Origin of the sequence: Agromyces soli (genome assembly GCF_022811605.1) — a bacterium.
Lineage (GTDB): Bacteria > Actinomycetota > Actinomycetes > Actinomycetales > Microbacteriaceae > Agromyces > Agromyces soli.
Window position 1 is genome coordinate 701,391 of the sequence record NZ_CP094533.1, and the last position, 15,989, is coordinate 717,379.

The 15,989-nt window shown below is 73.1% G+C and carries 16 protein-coding genes; 8 read left to right on the plus strand and 8 right to left on the minus strand.

Features of this window, described 5'->3' with window-relative positions; genetic code table 11:
* Nucleotides 1–29 precede the first annotated feature (29 nt).
* Together gdhA and MTP13_RS03365 are read right to left on the minus strand one after the other, a co-directional pair.
* Nucleotides 30–1,391 (minus strand): NADP-specific glutamate dehydrogenase, encoded by a 1,362-nt coding sequence (gene gdhA / locus MTP13_RS03360; protein ID WP_189085284.1) that lies wholly within the window; start codon nucleotides 1,389–1,391, stop codon nucleotides 30–32.
* A gap of 274 nt (nucleotides 1,392–1,665) precedes the next feature.
* Nucleotides 1,666–2,172 (minus strand): hypothetical protein, encoded by a 507-nt coding sequence (locus MTP13_RS03365; protein ID WP_243569644.1) that lies wholly within the window; start codon nucleotides 2,170–2,172, stop codon nucleotides 1,666–1,668.
* A 74-nt stretch (nucleotides 2,173–2,246) separates the two neighbouring features.
* Here MTP13_RS03365 and MTP13_RS03370 point away from each other — a divergent pair, with 74 nt between their 5' ends.
* Both MTP13_RS03370 and MTP13_RS03375 read left to right on the plus strand, forming a co-directional pair.
* A complete protein-coding gene (locus tag MTP13_RS03370; protein WP_243569645.1) occupies nucleotides 2,247–3,185 on the plus strand; it encodes a 2-hydroxyacid dehydrogenase in 939 nt (312 codons plus the stop codon).
* A gap of 96 nt (nucleotides 3,186–3,281) precedes the next feature.
* A complete protein-coding gene (locus MTP13_RS03375) occupies nucleotides 3,282–4,259 on the plus strand; it encodes a serine hydrolase domain-containing protein (protein ID WP_243569646.1) in 978 nt (325 codons plus the stop codon).
* Between the two features lie 47 nt (nucleotides 4,260–4,306).
* Here MTP13_RS03375 and MTP13_RS03380 read toward each other — a convergent pair whose 3' ends face one another.
* From MTP13_RS03380 to MTP13_RS03390, 3 genes are all read right to left on the minus strand, one after another.
* On the minus strand, nucleotides 4,307–4,834 hold the full coding sequence (locus tag MTP13_RS03380; protein WP_243569647.1) for a DUF1707 SHOCT-like domain-containing protein: 528 nt from the start codon (nucleotides 4,832–4,834) through the stop codon (nucleotides 4,307–4,309).
* A gap of 328 nt (nucleotides 4,835–5,162) precedes the next feature.
* A complete protein-coding gene (locus tag MTP13_RS03385) occupies nucleotides 5,163–6,779 on the minus strand; it encodes a serine hydrolase (protein WP_243569649.1) in 1,617 nt (538 codons plus the stop codon).
* A 332-nt stretch (nucleotides 6,780–7,111) separates the two neighbouring features.
* Nucleotides 7,112–8,104, minus strand: a complete 993-nt coding sequence (locus MTP13_RS03390) for an aldo/keto reductase (RefSeq protein ID WP_243569650.1) — start codon at nucleotides 8,102–8,104, stop codon at nucleotides 7,112–7,114.
* A gap of 66 nt (nucleotides 8,105–8,170) precedes the next feature.
* Here MTP13_RS03390 and MTP13_RS03395 point away from each other — a divergent pair, with 66 nt between their 5' ends.
* From MTP13_RS03395 to MTP13_RS03410, 4 genes are all read left to right on the plus strand, one after another.
* On the plus strand, nucleotides 8,171–9,235 hold the full coding sequence (locus tag MTP13_RS03395) for an NYN domain-containing protein (RefSeq protein WP_243569652.1): 1,065 nt from the start codon (nucleotides 8,171–8,173) through the stop codon (nucleotides 9,233–9,235).
* Nucleotides 9,236–9,401: 166 nt separating this feature from the next.
* Nucleotides 9,402–10,136: a FadR/GntR family transcriptional regulator gene (locus tag MTP13_RS03400; protein WP_243569653.1), complete on the plus strand. Its 735-nt coding sequence runs from the start codon at nucleotides 9,402–9,404 to the stop codon at nucleotides 10,134–10,136.
* A gap of 9 nt (nucleotides 10,137–10,145) precedes the next feature.
* The gene (locus MTP13_RS03405; RefSeq protein WP_243569654.1) at nucleotides 10,146–11,501 is read left to right on the plus strand and encodes an alpha-hydroxy acid oxidase; all 1,356 of its coding nucleotides are present in this window, start codon (nucleotides 10,146–10,148) and stop codon (nucleotides 11,499–11,501) included.
* 140 nt (nucleotides 11,502–11,641) lie between these two features.
* A complete protein-coding gene (locus tag MTP13_RS03410) occupies nucleotides 11,642–12,115 on the plus strand; it encodes a peptidoglycan-binding domain-containing protein (RefSeq protein WP_243569655.1) in 474 nt (157 codons plus the stop codon).
* A 52-nt stretch (nucleotides 12,116–12,167) separates the two neighbouring features.
* Here the strand turns inward: MTP13_RS03410 and MTP13_RS03415 are convergent, their stop codons facing one another.
* A complete protein-coding gene (locus MTP13_RS03415; protein ID WP_243569656.1) occupies nucleotides 12,168–12,740 on the minus strand; it encodes a dihydrofolate reductase family protein in 573 nt (190 codons plus the stop codon).
* Nucleotides 12,741–12,812: 72 nt separating this feature from the next.
* Here MTP13_RS03415 and MTP13_RS03420 point away from each other — a divergent pair, with 72 nt between their 5' ends.
* Nucleotides 12,813–13,385, plus strand: coding sequence for a TetR/AcrR family transcriptional regulator (locus MTP13_RS03420; RefSeq protein WP_243569657.1), 573 nt, complete (start codon nucleotides 12,813–12,815; stop codon nucleotides 13,383–13,385).
* Nucleotides 13,386–13,465: 80 nt separating this feature from the next.
* On the opposite strand, the gene MTP13_RS03425 is transcribed toward MTP13_RS03420, so the two are convergent.
* Entirely contained in the window at nucleotides 13,466–14,104 is a 639-nt protein-coding gene (locus tag MTP13_RS03425; RefSeq protein WP_243569658.1) for a VOC family protein, read from the minus strand.
* Nucleotides 14,105–14,248: 144 nt separating this feature from the next.
* Here MTP13_RS03425 and MTP13_RS03430 point away from each other — a divergent pair, with 144 nt between their 5' ends.
* Nucleotides 14,249–15,283: an NAD(P)-dependent alcohol dehydrogenase gene (locus MTP13_RS03430; RefSeq protein ID WP_243569659.1), complete on the plus strand. Its 1,035-nt coding sequence runs from the start codon at nucleotides 14,249–14,251 to the stop codon at nucleotides 15,281–15,283.
* A 79-nt stretch (nucleotides 15,284–15,362) separates the two neighbouring features.
* Here MTP13_RS03430 and MTP13_RS03435 read toward each other — a convergent pair whose 3' ends face one another.
* Nucleotides 15,363–15,971: a DUF4190 domain-containing protein gene (locus MTP13_RS03435; protein WP_243569660.1), complete on the minus strand. Its 609-nt coding sequence runs from the start codon at nucleotides 15,969–15,971 to the stop codon at nucleotides 15,363–15,365.
* Nucleotides 15,972–15,989 lie beyond the last annotated feature (18 nt).

Sequence of the window (15,989 nt, forward strand, 5' to 3'; positions counted from 1 at the left end):
CGGCCCGGACCGCGCCGGCCCGGCCGGGGTTAGATGACGCCGAGCGAGAGCATGGCGTCGGCGACCCGGGTGAAGCCCGCGATGTTCGCGCCGACCACGTAGTCGCCGGGGGCGCCGTACTCCTCGGCCGTCGCCGCGGTGCGCTCGTGGATCGCTTCCATGATCTCGGCGAGCCGCTGCTCGGTGTGCTCGAAGCTCCACGAGTCGCGCGAGGCGTTCTGCTGCATCTCGAGCGCGCTCGTCGCGACCCCGCCGGCGTTGGCTGCCTTGCCCGGCCCGAAGAGCACCCCGGCCTCTCGGAACACGCGCACCGCACCCGGCGTCGCGGGCATGTTCGCGCCCTCGGCGACGGCGACGAGCCCGTTCGCGACGAGCTTCGCCGCCTGCGCCTCGCTGAGCTCGTTCTGGGTCGCGCAGGGCAGGGCGACGTGGATCGGCTCGTCGCTCTCGATGTCCCACACGGACGCCCCGGGCAGGAAGCGGGCGCGGCCGCCGCGCTCCTCCGCATAGACGGCGATGCGCTCGCGACGGCGCTCCTTCACGTCGCGGAGGAGGGCCAAGTCGATGCCGTCGGGGTCGTGGATGGCGCCGGACGAGTCGGATGCGCCGACCACGACGCCGCCGAGCTCGACGACCTTCTCGATCGCGTAGATCGCGACGTTGCCGGAACCCGAGACGAGTGCGCGGGCGCCGTCGAAGGAACGGCTGCGGGTCGCGAGCATGTGCTGCGTGAAGTACACGGCGCCGTAGCCCGTCGCCTCGGTGCGCACGAGCGAGCCGCCCCAGGTCAGGCCCTTGCCGGTGAGCACGCCGGACTCGTACTGGTTCGTCATCCGCTTGTACTGGCCGAACAGGTAGCCGATCTCGCGGCCGCCGACGCCGATGTCGCCCGCCGGCACGTCGCGATACTCACCGACGTGGCGCGACAGCTCGGTCATGAACGACTGGCAGAAGCGCATAATCTCGCCCTCGGACTTGCCCTTCGGGTCGAAGTCGCTGCCACCCTTGCCGCCGCCGATCGGCATGCCGGTGAGGGCGTTCTTGAAGATCTGCTCGAAGCCGAGGAACTTGACCGTGCCGAGGCCGACGGTCGGGTGGAAGCGCAGGCCGCCCTTGTACGGGCCGAGCGCCGAGTTGAACTGCACGCGGAAGCCGCGGTTGATGCGCACGCGGTTCGCGTCGTCGACCCACGGCACTCGGAAGATGATCTGCCGCTCGGGCTCGCAGATGCGCTCGAGGATCGACGCCTGCACGTACTGCGGGTTCCGCTCGAGCACGCGGTCGAGCGAGCCGAAGACCTCGCGGACGGCCTGGTGGAACTCGGGCTCACCGGGGTTGCGGGACAGGATCTCGTCGTAGACGTCGTCGATCAGATTCGGGGTCGCGGGCACGCGGAACTCCTTCGGGACTTGGCGGACGGGAAGCGCAAGGGCCGGGGCCGGTGCGGGGTCGCCGAGCGACGCGCCGTTGCGTGCGGGCTGGGTCCACCATAGCCAGCCGGACCGGAGGCTCCGCAACTGTGACGGCGGCCGCCGCCCGGACGCCCCGCTCCTCGGGCTCCCTCCCGAGAGGGTCGCATTCCGACCGCGGGACCGCAGTCCGACCGTCTCGGTGCCGGAAAACGACCCCCTCGAGATGGGTGGGTGGGTGGGATCGCCCGGTGGCTCAGTGGCCGTGAGCGAGCTGCTGCAGCAGCACGACGCCCGCGCCGAGGGCGACGAGGATGCCGAGGGCGACGAGCTGCTTCCACCAGGCGATCCGGGTGCGCCGCACGGCGGCGTAGCCGATCACGCCGAGCGTCGCGAGGTACACGATGCTCGAGATTCGCAGCGCGGGCCCGAGCTCGAGCACCCCGACCCAGGCGAGCGCGAGCAGCACGAGCGGCAGCGCGGCCGAGGCGAGCGCGGTGCCCGACACCCGCAGCATGCGCCCCATCTCGGCACGGTCCGGGAACGCCTCGTGCACGGCGAGGTGCGCGATCACATCGGCCACGAAGCCCGCCGCCGTGATCGCGACGATGCCGACGAGGAGGGTGATCGTCGCACGCGCCGCGTCGATGTGCGCGACGTTGGAGTGCTGCACCAGCACGATGGCGAGCCCGGTGAAGGTCGCGTACACGCGTTCCTTCAGCGCATCCGCCCGTTCCTCGCTTGCCCGATCGGACCTGGCCATGCGCCCAAGCTAGCAGCGGCGCCCGCGTCGCGCCCGTCCCGGCGGGTGCACGGCGGCTCTGGAAGGATGGCGGCATGAGCGACGCGCGACTCACGGTGACCGTGCCCGGCGAGACCCTGCTCCGGGCCCTCGAGGCCACGCCGGGCGGTGTGCCCGAGGGAGCCGAGGTGCTCCTCTGGGGGCTCGATTCGCCGCCGCCCGCGCCCCAGCTCGACCTCGTCGTGCCGCCCTACATGGACGCAGCCGACAAGGTGGGCGCGCTCGCCGGCGTCGAGTGCCGCCTCGTGCAGTCGCAGTCGATCGGCTACGACGACCTCGTCGAGGTGCTGCCGGCCGGCCATGTGCTCGCGAACGCCGCGAGCGTGCACGAGCCCTCCACGGCCGAGCTCGCCGTCGGCCTGATGATCGCCGCGCAGCGCGGCATCCCCGAGTTCGTGCGCGCCGCCGACGAGGGCCGCTGGGCGCCCGAGCGCCGGGCGAGCCTCGCCGACCGGCGGGTGCTGCTCCTCGGCGTCGGCGGCGTGGGCCGGGCCATCGAGGACCGCCTCGCCCCCTTCGAGGTCGAGCTCACCCGCGTCGCGAGCCGCGCCAGGGACGACGAGCGCGGTCACATCCACGGCATCGACGAGCTGGCCGAACTGCTGCCCGCGGCCGAGATCGTCGTCGTCGGCGTGCCGCTCACCGAGGCGACGACCGGTCTCGTCGACGCCGACTTCCTCGCCGCACTGCCCGACGGCGCACTCGTCGTGAACGTCGCCCGTGGCAAGGTCGCCGACACCGACGCGGTGCTCGCCGAGGCCCGCAGCGGGCGGCTCCGCTTCGCGCTCGACGTCGTCGACCCGGAGCCGCTGCCCGAGGGGCACCCCCTGTTCGCACTGCCGAACGTGCTGATCACGCCGCACGTCGGCGGAGCCTCGTCGGCGATGATGCCGCGGATGGCCCGGCTGCTGCGGGAGCAGATCGAGCGCATGCTCGCCGGCGAGGAGCCGCGCAACATCGTGTTCCGCAGCTGAGCGTGCCGCGGCATCCGTCCCGCGCACGCCGCCCGCCGCCGCACCGCCACGCCGCCGCACCGCCGCACCGCCGCACCGCCGCACCGAGAGGACCGCATGCCCGCCTTCGATCACGCCTTCGACTGGACCCGTCGCCACGTGGCGAGCGGCGCCCTGCCCACCGCGGTGCTCGGCGTCGCCGACGCCTCGGGCATCATCGCGATCGAGGCGTTCGGCGAGGCATCCCCCGACGACCACTACCCGCTCTTCTCCATCACGAAGCCGCTCGTCGGTCTCGCCGCGCTCGAACTCGTCGAGCAGGGCCGGCTCGCGCCCACGACGACGCTCGGGGTCGCGCTGCCCGGATTCCGCCGCGCCGAGGAGGTGCAGCTGCGCCACCTCGTGAGCCACAGCTCCGGCATCATCGAGTCACCCATGGACCAACCGGAGCTGCGACGCACGCTGCTCGCCGCCGACTCCGACTTCGCCCCGGGCACGGCAACCCGCTACTCGACGCTCGCGTTCGAGGGCATCGCCGCGCTCGTCGAGCACGCGAGCGGCGAGCCGTGGGAGCGCCGCGTGCTCGAACTCGTCGGCCGCGCAGGCGCCGACGGAATCACCTTCGACCGCGAGTCCACGCGGCACGCGCCCGTCGACGCCGCGGCGTTCGGGCTCGACTGGGACCGCTTCTCGACGCTGCGGCATCCGGGCGCCGGTGCCTTCGCCCGCGCGAGCGACCTGCTCGCGCTCGGCTCCGCACTGCTTCGGAACGACGGCCGCGTCGTCTCCCCGCTCGCCGTCGAGGCGATGCGCCGGCCGCTCACCGAGGGGCTGCGCAAGCTCGAGCCGTTCACCGAGGATCGCGGGCAGGAGTGGGGCTTCGCCTGGAACCTGCTCGTCCGCGCGCCGGGTCTGCTCGGCCGCGACACGTACGGACACGCGGGCTGGGCGGGGACGCAGTTCTGGATCACCCCGTCGCAGGACGTCTGCGTCGTGCTGCTCACGAACCGGCCGGACCCGGCGCAGTTCGGCATCGTGGTCGACGAGTTGCAGAACGCCGTCGTCGCGGCCGCGTCGCGGCGCGCGCTCGGCTGAGCCCGGGCGCGCGTCTCAGCGCCGGCGTGCGTGCCGGGCGGGCGGCCTCAGCGCCGGCGGGTCGAGCCCGGGCCGTAGATGATGATGCCCGCGACCGGGATCAGCAGGAACCAGATCCACGACCAGGTGTAGCTGCCGTAGGTGCCGGACAGGAAGAACAGCGCAAGCGCGGCGAACGGCACGAGGGCCATGATCGTCGCGCCGACGGCGCCGCCGAGCGGGCGGATGCCGCGTCCGCCGTCGTAGCCGTCCCGATCGGCCGAGTCTCGCGAGCCGACATCGGGCTGCTGCGCGGCCTGCTGCTGCGCGGCCCGCTGCTGCGCGTACGGCCGTTCGCCGTAGCCGGCCGCGGCGGTCGCGGACCCCGGACCCGCCTCGCTCACGGGCAGATCGGCGAAGAGCGGCACGAGATCCGCCCGGGTCACGGCACGCCGAGCCGCCGCCGAGCGTTCGCCGTACTCGTCGGGGGTGAGGCGCCCGGCGAGCTGCGCCGCCGAGAGCCGGTCGACCGCGGCCTCCCGCTCGGCCGTGCTCAGTCGCTCCTCGGGCCGGTCTGGGTTCGCGTAGTCGGTCACGGGGTCACTCTCGCGCACTGGACGCCGCACGTCGACCCCCTGGGCCGAATCCGCTGCACAACTCAGGAACACCCCACCACAACTCAGGAACCCCGCGCGCACAACTCAGGAACACCCCGCCACAACTCAGGAATCTTCACCGCTGGCCCGGAGCCCGCCGGCTCGGACGCCCGGATTCTCGGGAGAGGGGCGCTCCCCGAAGGCCGCGAGCGCCGAGTGTTTCCTGAATTGTGCGCCCGGGTTCCTGAGTTGTGCGCGGGCGAGCCGGGGCGGTTCCTGAGTTGTGCGCGGGCGAGCCGGGGCGGTTCCTGAGTTGTGCGCGGGCCGCTCAGCGGGTCCAGGTGCCGAGGCCGCTCGTGTCGTAGAAGTTGAGCGTCATCGTGGCGCCGGCAGAGCCGTCCGAGGCATCCGCTTCCGAGGCATCCGCGCTGCCGCCGCCGAAGCCGAACGCGGCCGAGGACCGCGACCCGGCCGGGGCGTTCTCGCCGTCCGGTTCGAAGGCGAAGACGTCGCCGTCCCAGGGTTCGAGCTCGAGCACGGTCGTGCCGCCGTTGCCGAGCCGCACCACGAGTCCGCCGCTCGCCTGGTCCACGGCGACCACGGCCTCGCCGTAGTAGGGGTTCTGCCAGGTGCCGGCGTAGTCGGTGAGCGGGCGCGAGGGCGCGGGATCGGCGGGTCGGCGCTCTCCCGCCAGATCCCCCGCCGGCTCGAAGTAGTGGCCGAGCGCCGCCCCGTACGCCTCGAGCCAGTCGCGCGTCGCCTCGCCGTACTGCACGCGGTCGAGGAACTCCGACACGATCGCCTCCGCCGCGCCGACGGGCGCGCCGTTCGTCAGCGCGACGACGCCGAGATCGAGCGCCGGCACCAGCTGGAAGTTGGTGCCCGCGCCGAGGATGAACGCGCCGGAATGCCCGAGCGTCACTCGTCCGCTCGGCTGCGTGCCCACGTTGAAGCCGTAGCCGTAGAAGCCGGCACGCGCGTCGGGCACGGGCGGCAGGCCGGTCGCGATCTCCGGGGCGATCGCCGGGGCGAGGGCGGATGGCGCGATCAGCTCCTCCCCCGCGAAGCTGCCGTCGTCGAGGACGAGCGACATCCACTTCGCCAGGTCGACGACGTTGGAGCTGACGCCGCCGGCCGGCGATTGGGCGTCGGGCGTGCGCTCGTAGAGCGGCGCGAACTCGCCGTCGCCGGTCTTCGCGTGCAGCGTCGCCCGGTTGTCCCGGGCGAGGAAGTCCTCGTAGCGCGAGCTCGTCGAGTCCATGTGCAGTGGGCCGTAGAGCTCACGCTCGGACAGCGTCGCCCAGTCGACCCCCGCGGCGTTCGCCACGGCCTGCGCGCCGGTCGTCATGCCGAAGTTCGCGTAGTTGTAGCTGATGCGGAACGGCTGCAGCGGCTGGGAGCGCAGGTGGTCGAGGATGTACTCGCGGTCGTAGCCGAGGTCTTCGAGCTCGTCGCCGGCGGCCATCGGCAGGCCAGAGCGGTGCGCATACAGGTCGGCGACGGTGAGGTGCTCCGTGACCCAGGGGTCGGCGAGCGCGAAGCCCGGGAGCAGCGGCGCGACCGGCGTCGACCAGTCCACGACGCCGGCGGAGACCTGCGAGGCGACGACCGTCGCCCCGATGGGCTTCGACATCGACGCGATCTGGAACACGGTCTCCTCGTCGACCGCCGCGTCCTCGCCGAGCTTTCGGACGCCGAAGCCCTGCGCGAAGTGCAGCTCGCCGCCCTGCACGACGGCGACGGCGGCGCCCGGAACGCCGGATTCCTCGAGGATGCGTTCGACCTCCTCGGGCAGCTGTTCGAGGGCGGCGTCGAACGCGCCGTCGGCGAGCTCGACCGCGTCCTGCGGCGGCATCTCGCCGAGCGCCGCGCGGGGCGCGTAGGGCGGCGCCGTGGTGCACCCGGTCAGCGCGGTGAGGGTGCCGAGCGCGATGGCGAGCGTCACAGTCCTGCCGATGGATGCCTGTCGCCGCATGCGGTCCTCCCCCGGTCCTGCGTGCAGCCTAGCGCTGCGGGCGTGCAGCCGGCCTGCCCGGCGCACGACTCAGGAATCCGGCGCCGCACGCCCGCTCCGCCCCCGGCACAACTCAGGAATCCGGCGCCGCACGCCCACTCCGCCCCCGCACACAACTCAGGAACCCCGCGGCGGAATCCGCGCGATTCCGGGGCGCGCCGAACACCTCGGCAGCCATAACGGCCAGATGTTCCTGAGTTGTGTGCGGGGGATGGGGGCGAGCGGGGCGGGGCTCCTGAGTTGTGTGCGGGGGGCGGGGGCGGTCAGGCGGCGGGCGCGGATGCCTCGGCGAGCGCCGCGAGTTCGGCCGGCGTGAGCTCGAGCTCCGCGGAGGCGAGCAGGGCGGGCAGCTGCGCCGTGGTGCGGGCGCTCGCGATCGGCGCGGCGACGGTCGGCTGGCTGCGCAGCCAGGCGAGCGACACCGTGGCGACCTCGACCCCGTGCGCGGCGGCGATCTCGTCGAGGGCGGAGAGCACGGCCTGCCCGCGGGCGTCGAGGTACTCGGCGGCACCGCCTGCGCGGACGCTCGCACCGGGAGCCTCGACGTCGGCCGCATCGCGGTACTTGCCGGCGAGGAAGCCCTTCGCGAGCGAGAAGTACGGCAGCACGGCGAGCCCCTCCCGCTCGGCGCGCTCGCGCAGCGCCCCCTCGAACTCGCGCTCGACGAGGTTGTAGTGCGGCTGCAGCGCGACGGCGCGGTGGAACCCGTTCTCGGCGGTCACGCGGAACCACTCGTCGATGCGCTCGGGCGTGTAGTTCGAGATCGCGATGGCACGCACCTTGCCCGCGTCCACGAGTGCGGAGAGGGCGCCGACGGTCTCCTCGAGCGGCACGGACTCGTCGTCGAAGTGCGCGTAGTAGAGGTCGATCCGATCGGTGCCGAGTCGCGTCAGCGAGGCATCCGCCGCGGCCCGGATGTTCGCGGCCGAGAGCCCGGCGAACTCCGGGTGCGTGCTGACCTTGCTCGCGATGGCGAGCTCGTCGCGGTCGGAGCGGCCGGCGAGCCAGCGGCCGATGATCGCCTCGCTCTCGCCGCCGCGGTGCCCGGGGACCCAGTGCGAGTAGCCGTCGGCGGTGTCGAGCAGGGTGCCGCCGCCCGCGACGAAGGCGTCGAGCACCTCGAAGGAGCCGGCCTCGTCAGCCGTCCAGCCGAAGACGTTGCCGCCGAGCGCGAGCGGGAACGGGCGCACCCCGAGCGTCTCGGCGAGGCGGGAGAGGGCGGGGCTGGTGGCGGCGATGGCACTGGGTTCGGTCATGCCTCGGGCCAACGGCGACCCTCATGCGGGTATTCCCCGTTCAGGCGCGCGGCGTAGGCTCGCGTCATGCCGGCATCCAGCGAACCCCGCGTGGCCCTCTACTTCGACTTCGACAACATCGTGATCTCCAGGTACGACCAGCTGCACGGCGACAGCTCGTACCGCCGCGACACCTCACGCACGAAGGCGCCCGCGGCGGGCACGAAGACGGCCGAGCGGCTGCGCGCGGCGACCGTCGACGTCGACGCCGTGCTCGACTTCGCGGCCACGTTCGGCACGATCGCGATCGCCCGCGCCTACGCCGACTGGTCGGGGCATGTGAACGCGAGCTACCGCGGACAGCTCATCGACCGGGCGGTCGACCTGGTGCAGCTCTTCCCGCTCTCCTCGACGAAGAACGGGGCGGACATCCGGCTCGCGGTCGACGCGGTGGAGGACATGTTCCGCCTCGACGACCTCACCCACATCGTGATCGTCGCGGGCGACTCCGACTACGTGGCGCTCGCGCAGAAGGCGAAGCGGCTCGGCCGCTACGTCGTCGGCATCGGCGTCGCGGGCGGCACGAGCCGCGCGCTCACGGCGGCGTGCGACGAGTACGCGGACTACGACGCGCTGCTCGCGACCGACGCCGCGGTCGGCGACGACGAGGACGAGGCGGCGGCGCCGTCGGCGGCCGATGCCGCGGCGGAGGCGGCCCCCGAGGCCGCTCCCGCGGCGGCGGGCGGTTCCGGCTCGCGGCGGCGGCGCGGCGGAAGCAAGCAGCAGGACGTCGCGGCGGAGCCGAGCGCCGAGGACCAGGCGGATGCCGAGGCCGCCCCGCCCGCCGAGCGCCCCTCGGCGCGCACGCTGCAGTTCATGCCGCCGGTCGAGCCCTCGGCCGAGGCATCCGGCAGCCCCCGCAACCCCGGGCGGCTGCTGCTGAAGGCCATCGAGCTGCTGCGCTCGAAGAACGACGAGGAGTGGCAGAGCTCCAGCGCCGTGAAGAATCAGATGATGCGGATGGATCCGACGTTCCAGGAGCGCCGGCTCGGCTTCGCCTCGTTCACGGAGTTCTTGAAGTCGCGCGGCGGCGTCGTCGAGCTGGATGAGTCGGGCCGGGGCCGCGTGCGCATCCGCCCCAAGAAGGGCTGAGCGGGCTCCGTCGCCAGTCCCGGCCTGCCGTCCCGGCGGGCACCCTTCGACGCGCCCGCGCCACTTCGTGCTCGTTGCGCCAGCAGAGGTGGCGCAACGAGCACGAAGTGGCGCACGTGTGGTCTGACCACATCTGCTAGCCTGTGGTCTGACCACAGGAGGTTCCGTGAGCGACACCCGCGCCTGGCAGCACGTGCTCGAGCACGTCGAGTCGCGCCTGCTCGCGGGCGAGCTCGCTCCCGGCGACCGCCTCCCCGGCGAGCGCGCCCTCTCCGCCGAGCTCGGCGTCGGCCGCTCGAGCGTGCGCGAAGCGCTACGGGTGCTCGAGGCGATGGGCCTCGTGCGCACCGCGTCCGGCTCCGGCCCGAGCGCCGGCGCGGTGATCGTCGCGACCCCCGACGGCGGCATGCGCACGCTCATGCGCCTGCAGGTCGCGGCGCGCGGGCTCCCCGTCGCCGACCTCGTCGACACCCGCCTGCTGCTCGAGGGCGCCGTCGCGGCGCGTCTCGCCGAGGCCTCCGCCGCGACGACATCCGGCGACGAGGCCTCCGCCGCCCCCGAGCTCGGCGCGGCCGCGCGCCTGCTCGACGCCATGGACGATCCGACGCTCGCGCCCGAGGAGTTCCTCGCGCTCGACGCCGCGTTCCACCTCGCCCTCGCCGAGGCCGCCGGCAACCAGGTCACCCTCGCGGCGATGGCGGGCCTGCGCAGCGGCATCGAGGGCTATGTCGTGGCCGGCATGCAGCGCATCGCCGACTGGCCCGCCATGGCCGCGCGCCTGCGCACCGAGCACCGAGGCGTGCTCCGTTCGATCACCGACGGGGATGCCGCGGCGGCCCGTCGAGGCATCCACGACCACATCGCCGGGTACTACGCGGCGATCTCCGCCCCCGCACGATAGGACCACGACATGGTGCAACGCCAGCTGCCGAACCCGCGCGAGCTCTTCCAGCTCATGAAGTTCAAGACGCCGACGATGAACCCCACCGATCGCCGGCTCGAACGCGCCCTCACGATCTGGGATCTCCGCGACATCGCCCAGCGCCGCACCCCGAAGGCCCCCTTCGACTACACCGAGGGCGCCGCGGAGGACGAGCTCTCGCTCGCCCGGGCGCGGCAGGCGTTCCAGGACGTCGAGTTCCACCCCTCGATCCTGCGGAACGTGCCGGTGGTCGACACGAGCCGCGAGGTGCTCGGCGGGCCGAGCGCACTGCCGTTCGGCATCGCGCCGACCGGCTTCACTCGGCTGATGCAGACCGAGGGCGAGGTCGCGGGCGCCGGGGCCGCGGGCGCCGCGGGCATCCCGTTCACCCTGTCGACGCTCGGCACCACCTCGATCGAGGGGGTGAAGGCGGCGAACCCGAGCGGGCGCAACTGGTTCCAGCTGTACGTCATGCGGGACCGCGAGATCTCCTACGAGCTGACCCGGCGTGCTGCCGCCGCGGGCTTCGACACGCTCTTCTTCACGGTCGACACCCCGGTCGCCGGGGCGCGGCTCCGCGATAAGCGCAACGGCTTCTCGATCCCGCCGCAGCTCACCCTCGGAACGATCGTGAACGCGATCCCCCGCCCGGCCTGGTGGATCAACTTCCTCACCACCCCGCCGCTCGAGTTCGCCTCGCTCTCGACGACCGGCGGCACGGTCGGCGAACTGCTGGACGCCGCCATGGATCCGACCATCTCCTTCGACGACCTCGAGATCATCCGCGCGATGTGGCCCGGAAAGATCGTCGTGAAGGGCGTGCAGAACCTCGAGGACGCGAAGAAGCTCGCGGGGCTCGGCGTCGACGGCATCGTGCTCTCCAACCACGGCGGGCGGCAGCTCGACCGTGCACCGATCCCGTTCCACCTGCTGCCGGACGTCGCGCGCGAGGTCGGCGGCGACCTCGAGGTGCACGTCGACACCGGCATCATGTCGGGCGCCGACATCGTCGCCTCGATCGCGCTCGGCGCGCGCTTCACGCTGATCGGCCGCGCCTACCTCTACGGCCTGATGGCCGGCGGGCGGCGCGGGGTCGACCAGACGATCGCGATCCTGCGCACGCAGATCGAGCGCACGATGAAGCTGCTCGAGGTGTCGACGCTCGACGAGCTCGGCCCGCAGCACGTGACGCAGCTCGCCCGCCTGCAGCCGATCGCCCGCCCGGTGCAGGCCGCGGCGGAGCTGGCCGCCTCGTCGAAGCCGAAGACGGTCCGCTCGCCGCGGCCCGCCGCGGGAAGGACCCCGACCGCCAAGAAGCCCTCCGCCGCCGCGAAGGCCGGCTGAGCGCCGCACGCTCGTCCCGATCGTCGGTGGGGTTCCACGAATCTGCCACCGGCGGGTAACGTTCTCTGCTCTGCTGGAAACTCCCCAAGTGACGCTGGGGGGCGATCGTCGCACCATCGGGCGTCGATTCGGGAGGAACGATGACGTTCAGCAAGTTCACGACAGGCGCGTCCGCCGAGCCCGGCCGAGCCCGCTGGCATCGGATCGCGGCAGCGCTCGCCATCGCGTTCGGCCTCGCCGCCGGTTCGGTGGTGGCCGCGCCGCCAGCACCGGCGCAGGCGGCCAACGGCGGGTACTGCTCGAAGCAGGTGATCTACTACCCGTCGGCGGGCACGTACTTCGTCGTACCGGCGGACGCCAACTTCAATGTGCTGTGCCGTCTCGACAGCGGGGCGAACTCCGTCGCGGTCAAGGCGCTGCAGGGCGGCCTGAACAGCTCCTGCGCGGTGAGCGCCGGACTCGCGGTCGATGGCGTCTTCGGGCCGGCGACGCGCGCCGCGCTGATCCGCGCGCAGAAGAAATTCGGGGTGACCGCCGACGGGATCTACGGCCCGAACACCGCGCGCGCCTTCAAGTGGGGGACGACGGCCGGCACCTGCCGCTCGATTCCCTGATCCGTCGTTCGATGAGACGGCCCGGCCCGATCGCGGGCCGGGCCGTCCTCGCTCAGCGTGCTCGCACGTACTCCGAGAACACGACGCCGTTGCCGAAGACCCGGGTCGAGACCTCGGTGAAGCCGGCGGGCGCGTAGGGGCGCGGACCGAACAGCGGGATGCCGCCGCCGAACAGCAGCGGGTACTGCTTCAGCACCAGCCGGTCGATCTCGTCGGCGAGCTGTGCCGCGAGCGTGCCGCCGCCGCACAACCAGAGGCCCGAGCCGTCCTGCGCCTTCAGCTCCCGTACGAGCTCGACCGGGTCGCGACGCACGGTCTCGACGCCCTCGCCCGTCGCCTCGTGCTCGCGGCTGAACACGAGCTGCCGGAGGTGCCGGTAGGGGCTGTCGACGCCGAAGGGCAGCCCGACGGCGTAGGTGTTCCATCCCATCAGCACGGTGTCGAAGGTGCTGCGGTCCTGCGCGAGGCCGAGCGCCGCGGCCGCATCGCTCGGGACGGTGTCGGCGAACCGCTCGTTGATGGCCTCCATGTGGTCACCCTCGACGGGGAAGGCGTCGTACTCGCCGTTCGGCCCCGCGATGAACCCGTCGAGGGTGACGGCGACGTAGTAGCTGAGTTCTCGCATCGTGCTCCATTCACAACATGTGTAGTGATTGGGAGACTACAACAGATGTTGTGGTTGCGCTAGGGTCGGAGCATGGCGAAGAACGAGGCGCGCCGACGGGCGCTCGCGGATGCCGGGCTCGAAGTCCTGGCCCGCGAAGGCTCCCGCGGACTTACGCACCGGGCGGTCGACGAGGCGGCCTCCGTGCCCGCCGGCACCACCTCGAACTACTTCCGCAGCCGTGAGGCCCTCATCGCCGGCCTCGTCGATCGCATCGGCGAGCGCCTGGCTCCGAGCGAGACCGACCTCGCGGCGCGCGCCGGGGCCGAGCCGAGCCCCGAGCTCTTCGCCGACTATCTCCGCGACATCGTGCGCCGGCTGACCGCCGAGCGGGAGGTGACCCTCGCGCTGTTCGAGCTGCGCCTCGAGTCGAGCCGGCGCCCGGAGCTCGCCGCGGTGCTCGGCGCCTGGCAGCGCGCGGGCTTCGAGGCCGACGTGGCGTTCAACACGGGCGCGGGCCTGCCAGGCGGCGCCCGCGAGATCGCGCTGTTCCACTACGCGATCGACGGGCTCCTCCTCGACCGGCTCACGAACCCGATCGACCCCGGCACCTCGACCGACGAAGTCGTCGACGCCCTCGTCGCGGGGCTCCTCCCCCGCGACTGAACTCGCGCCCACCCCGAGTTGCCCGACTTTCATGAAAGTCGGGCAACTCGGCGTGGGTGGGCGGGGTGCGGCGAGCCGGGTCAGCGGGCGGATGCCTCCCACGCGAAGCCGTCCGGGTCGGCGACCGGGCCGAGCGCGCCGGCGATGACGAGCCGGTGCGAGCCCGAGCCCTCGGCGGGCACGCCGGCGTCCTTCGCGAGCGCGCGCCGCTTGTACAGGCCGAGCCCGATCCGGCTGCCGGGCGTCTCGAACTCGACGTAGCTGCCGAAGCTCTTGCCGACGGCGACCCCGCGCTCGGTGTAGAAGCGCTTGCTCGCCGCGACGTCCTCGGCGCCGAGCAGCAGGACCATCCGGTCGAAGACGGCCGCGGCGGGACGGGAATCCTTCTTCGCCGAGGTCGCGACCTTCCAGATGGTGCCGTCGGGCGCCTGCACCGTGCCGCCGTAGCCCCAGAGGGACTTCGCGAGCGGCTTGACGACGACGGCGCCGGCGTCGAGCGCCGAGCGCACGAGGGCGTCGACGTCGCCGGGCTGCGCGGCGATGAGCGAGAGCGTGAAGCCGCGGAAGCCGCTCGACGCGGCTTCCGCCGGCTGCACCCGCAGGCGGTCGCCGAGGCCGAAAGCCTCGGCGTGGAAGCGCTCGGCGGCGGCGACGTCGTCGGCCTGGATGGCGATCGAGTCGATCGCCGGGGCGGTGATGGGGTTCGTCTTCGTGTCCATGTCGGCCACGCTACGAGCGAGCGGATGCCCCGGGCTTCTCGATTCCTGCCCGATTCTTGCTCGACTGGCGTTCAGCATCGGGGAGCAGACTGGCGGTGAGCCCGCAGCTGGGCGGGCCGGAATCGAGCCGAGGAGTCCGTGCACATGAAAGCGCTGCAATACCGCACGATCGGGGCCGCCCCCGAAATCGTCGAGATCGAGACGCCGGAGCCGGGTCCGGGCGAGGTGCGGATCCGGGTCACGGCCGCCGGCGCCTGCCACTCGGACAGCTTCATCATGGGGCTGAACGAGGAGCAGTACATCTACGGCCTGCCGCTCACCCTCGGCCACGAGGGCGCGGGCATCGTCGACAAGCTCGGCGAGGGCGTCACCGGCGTCGAGGTGGGCGAGGCCGTCGCCGTCTACGGGCCGCAGGGCTGCGGCCGCTGCGTGCAGTGCGCGCAGGGCAAGGAGAACTACTGCGAGCGCGCCGCCGAGCTCGGCATCCGCCCGCCCGGGCTCGGTGCGCCCGGCGCGATGGCCGAGTACCTCGTGGTGCCGGACGCGCGCTTCCTGCTGCCGCTCGGCGATCTCGACCCCGTCGAGCACGTCGCGCTGACCGACGCGGGCCTCACCCCCTACCACGCGATCAAGATGTCGCTGCCGAAGCTCGTGCCCGGCACGACCGCCGTCGTCATCGGCGCGGGCGGTCTCGGCCACGTCGCGATCCAGCTGCTCCGCGCGCTCTCGCCGGCGACGGTGGTGGCGCTCGACGTGAGCCAGGACAAGCTGCGGCTGGCCACGGAGGTCGGCGCGCACCACGTGTTCCCCTCGGACGCCGAAGCGGCCGAGCGCGTGAAGGAGCTCACGGGCGGCACGGGCGCGGCGGCCGTCTTCGACTTCGTCGCGATCCAGCCGACCATCGACGCCGGACACGCGATGCTCGCCGTCGAGGGCGACCAGGTGCTCGTCGGCGTCGGCGCCGGCGCGGTGCCGGCGGGCCTCCTCGCCGCCCCCTACGACTCGACCGTGCGGGCGCCCTACTGGGGCTCGCGGGCAGAGCTGTTCGAGGTCTTCGAGCTCGCGCGGGCCGGCCTCGTGAAGATCGAGACGGAGCGCTTCTCGCTCGACGAGGCGCCGGAGGCGTACCGCCGACTGCACGAGGGCACGCTCCGGGGCCGCGCGGTCGTCGTGCCCTGAGCGGGCTCCGCACCGGAGACGACGGATGCCCCGGGGCCGATCGGCCCCGGGGCATCCGCGTGCGAGCGCTGCCGCGCGATCAGTTGCAGGTGATGACGGTGCCGTCGTCGAGCTGCCACACGCCCGAGCCGAGCTCGGCGCACGCGGCGCCGAGGCTGCCCGCGGCCGCGATGGCGATGACGATGGCGATGACCGTCACGATGATGCCGAGCGCCAGCAGGATCGAACCGACGATGATGCCGGCCTTCGCCGGGCCGTTCTTGTGGCCCGCCTTCTTCGACTGCGAGTTCGCCACGATGCTCAGGATGAGGCCGATGAGCGGCATGAAGATCGCGAGGATGAGACCGGCGATGCCGAGGCCCTTGCCCGGGAAGGTGTCGCCGGCCGGAGCGGGCGCGTAGGCCGGCTGACCCGGGGCCGCGCCGTAGCCGGGCTGCGCCTGCGGGGCGCCGTAGGCCGGCGGTGCGGGCGGTGCGGCGTAGGCCGGAGCAGCCGGCTCGGCAGCCGGAGCGGCGGGCGCCTCGTACGCGGGAGCGGCGGGCGGCGCGGGCTCGGCGGGCGCTTCGTACGCCGGCGCGGCAGGCTCGGCGGGCGCCGCGGGCTCGGCGGGCGCGGCGGCGGGCTCGACCGGGACGGCGGGCTCGACCGGCTGCTGCGGCTCGCCCTGCGGGGTGTTGGGGTCGGTCATGATGGGCTCCTCCGAGTC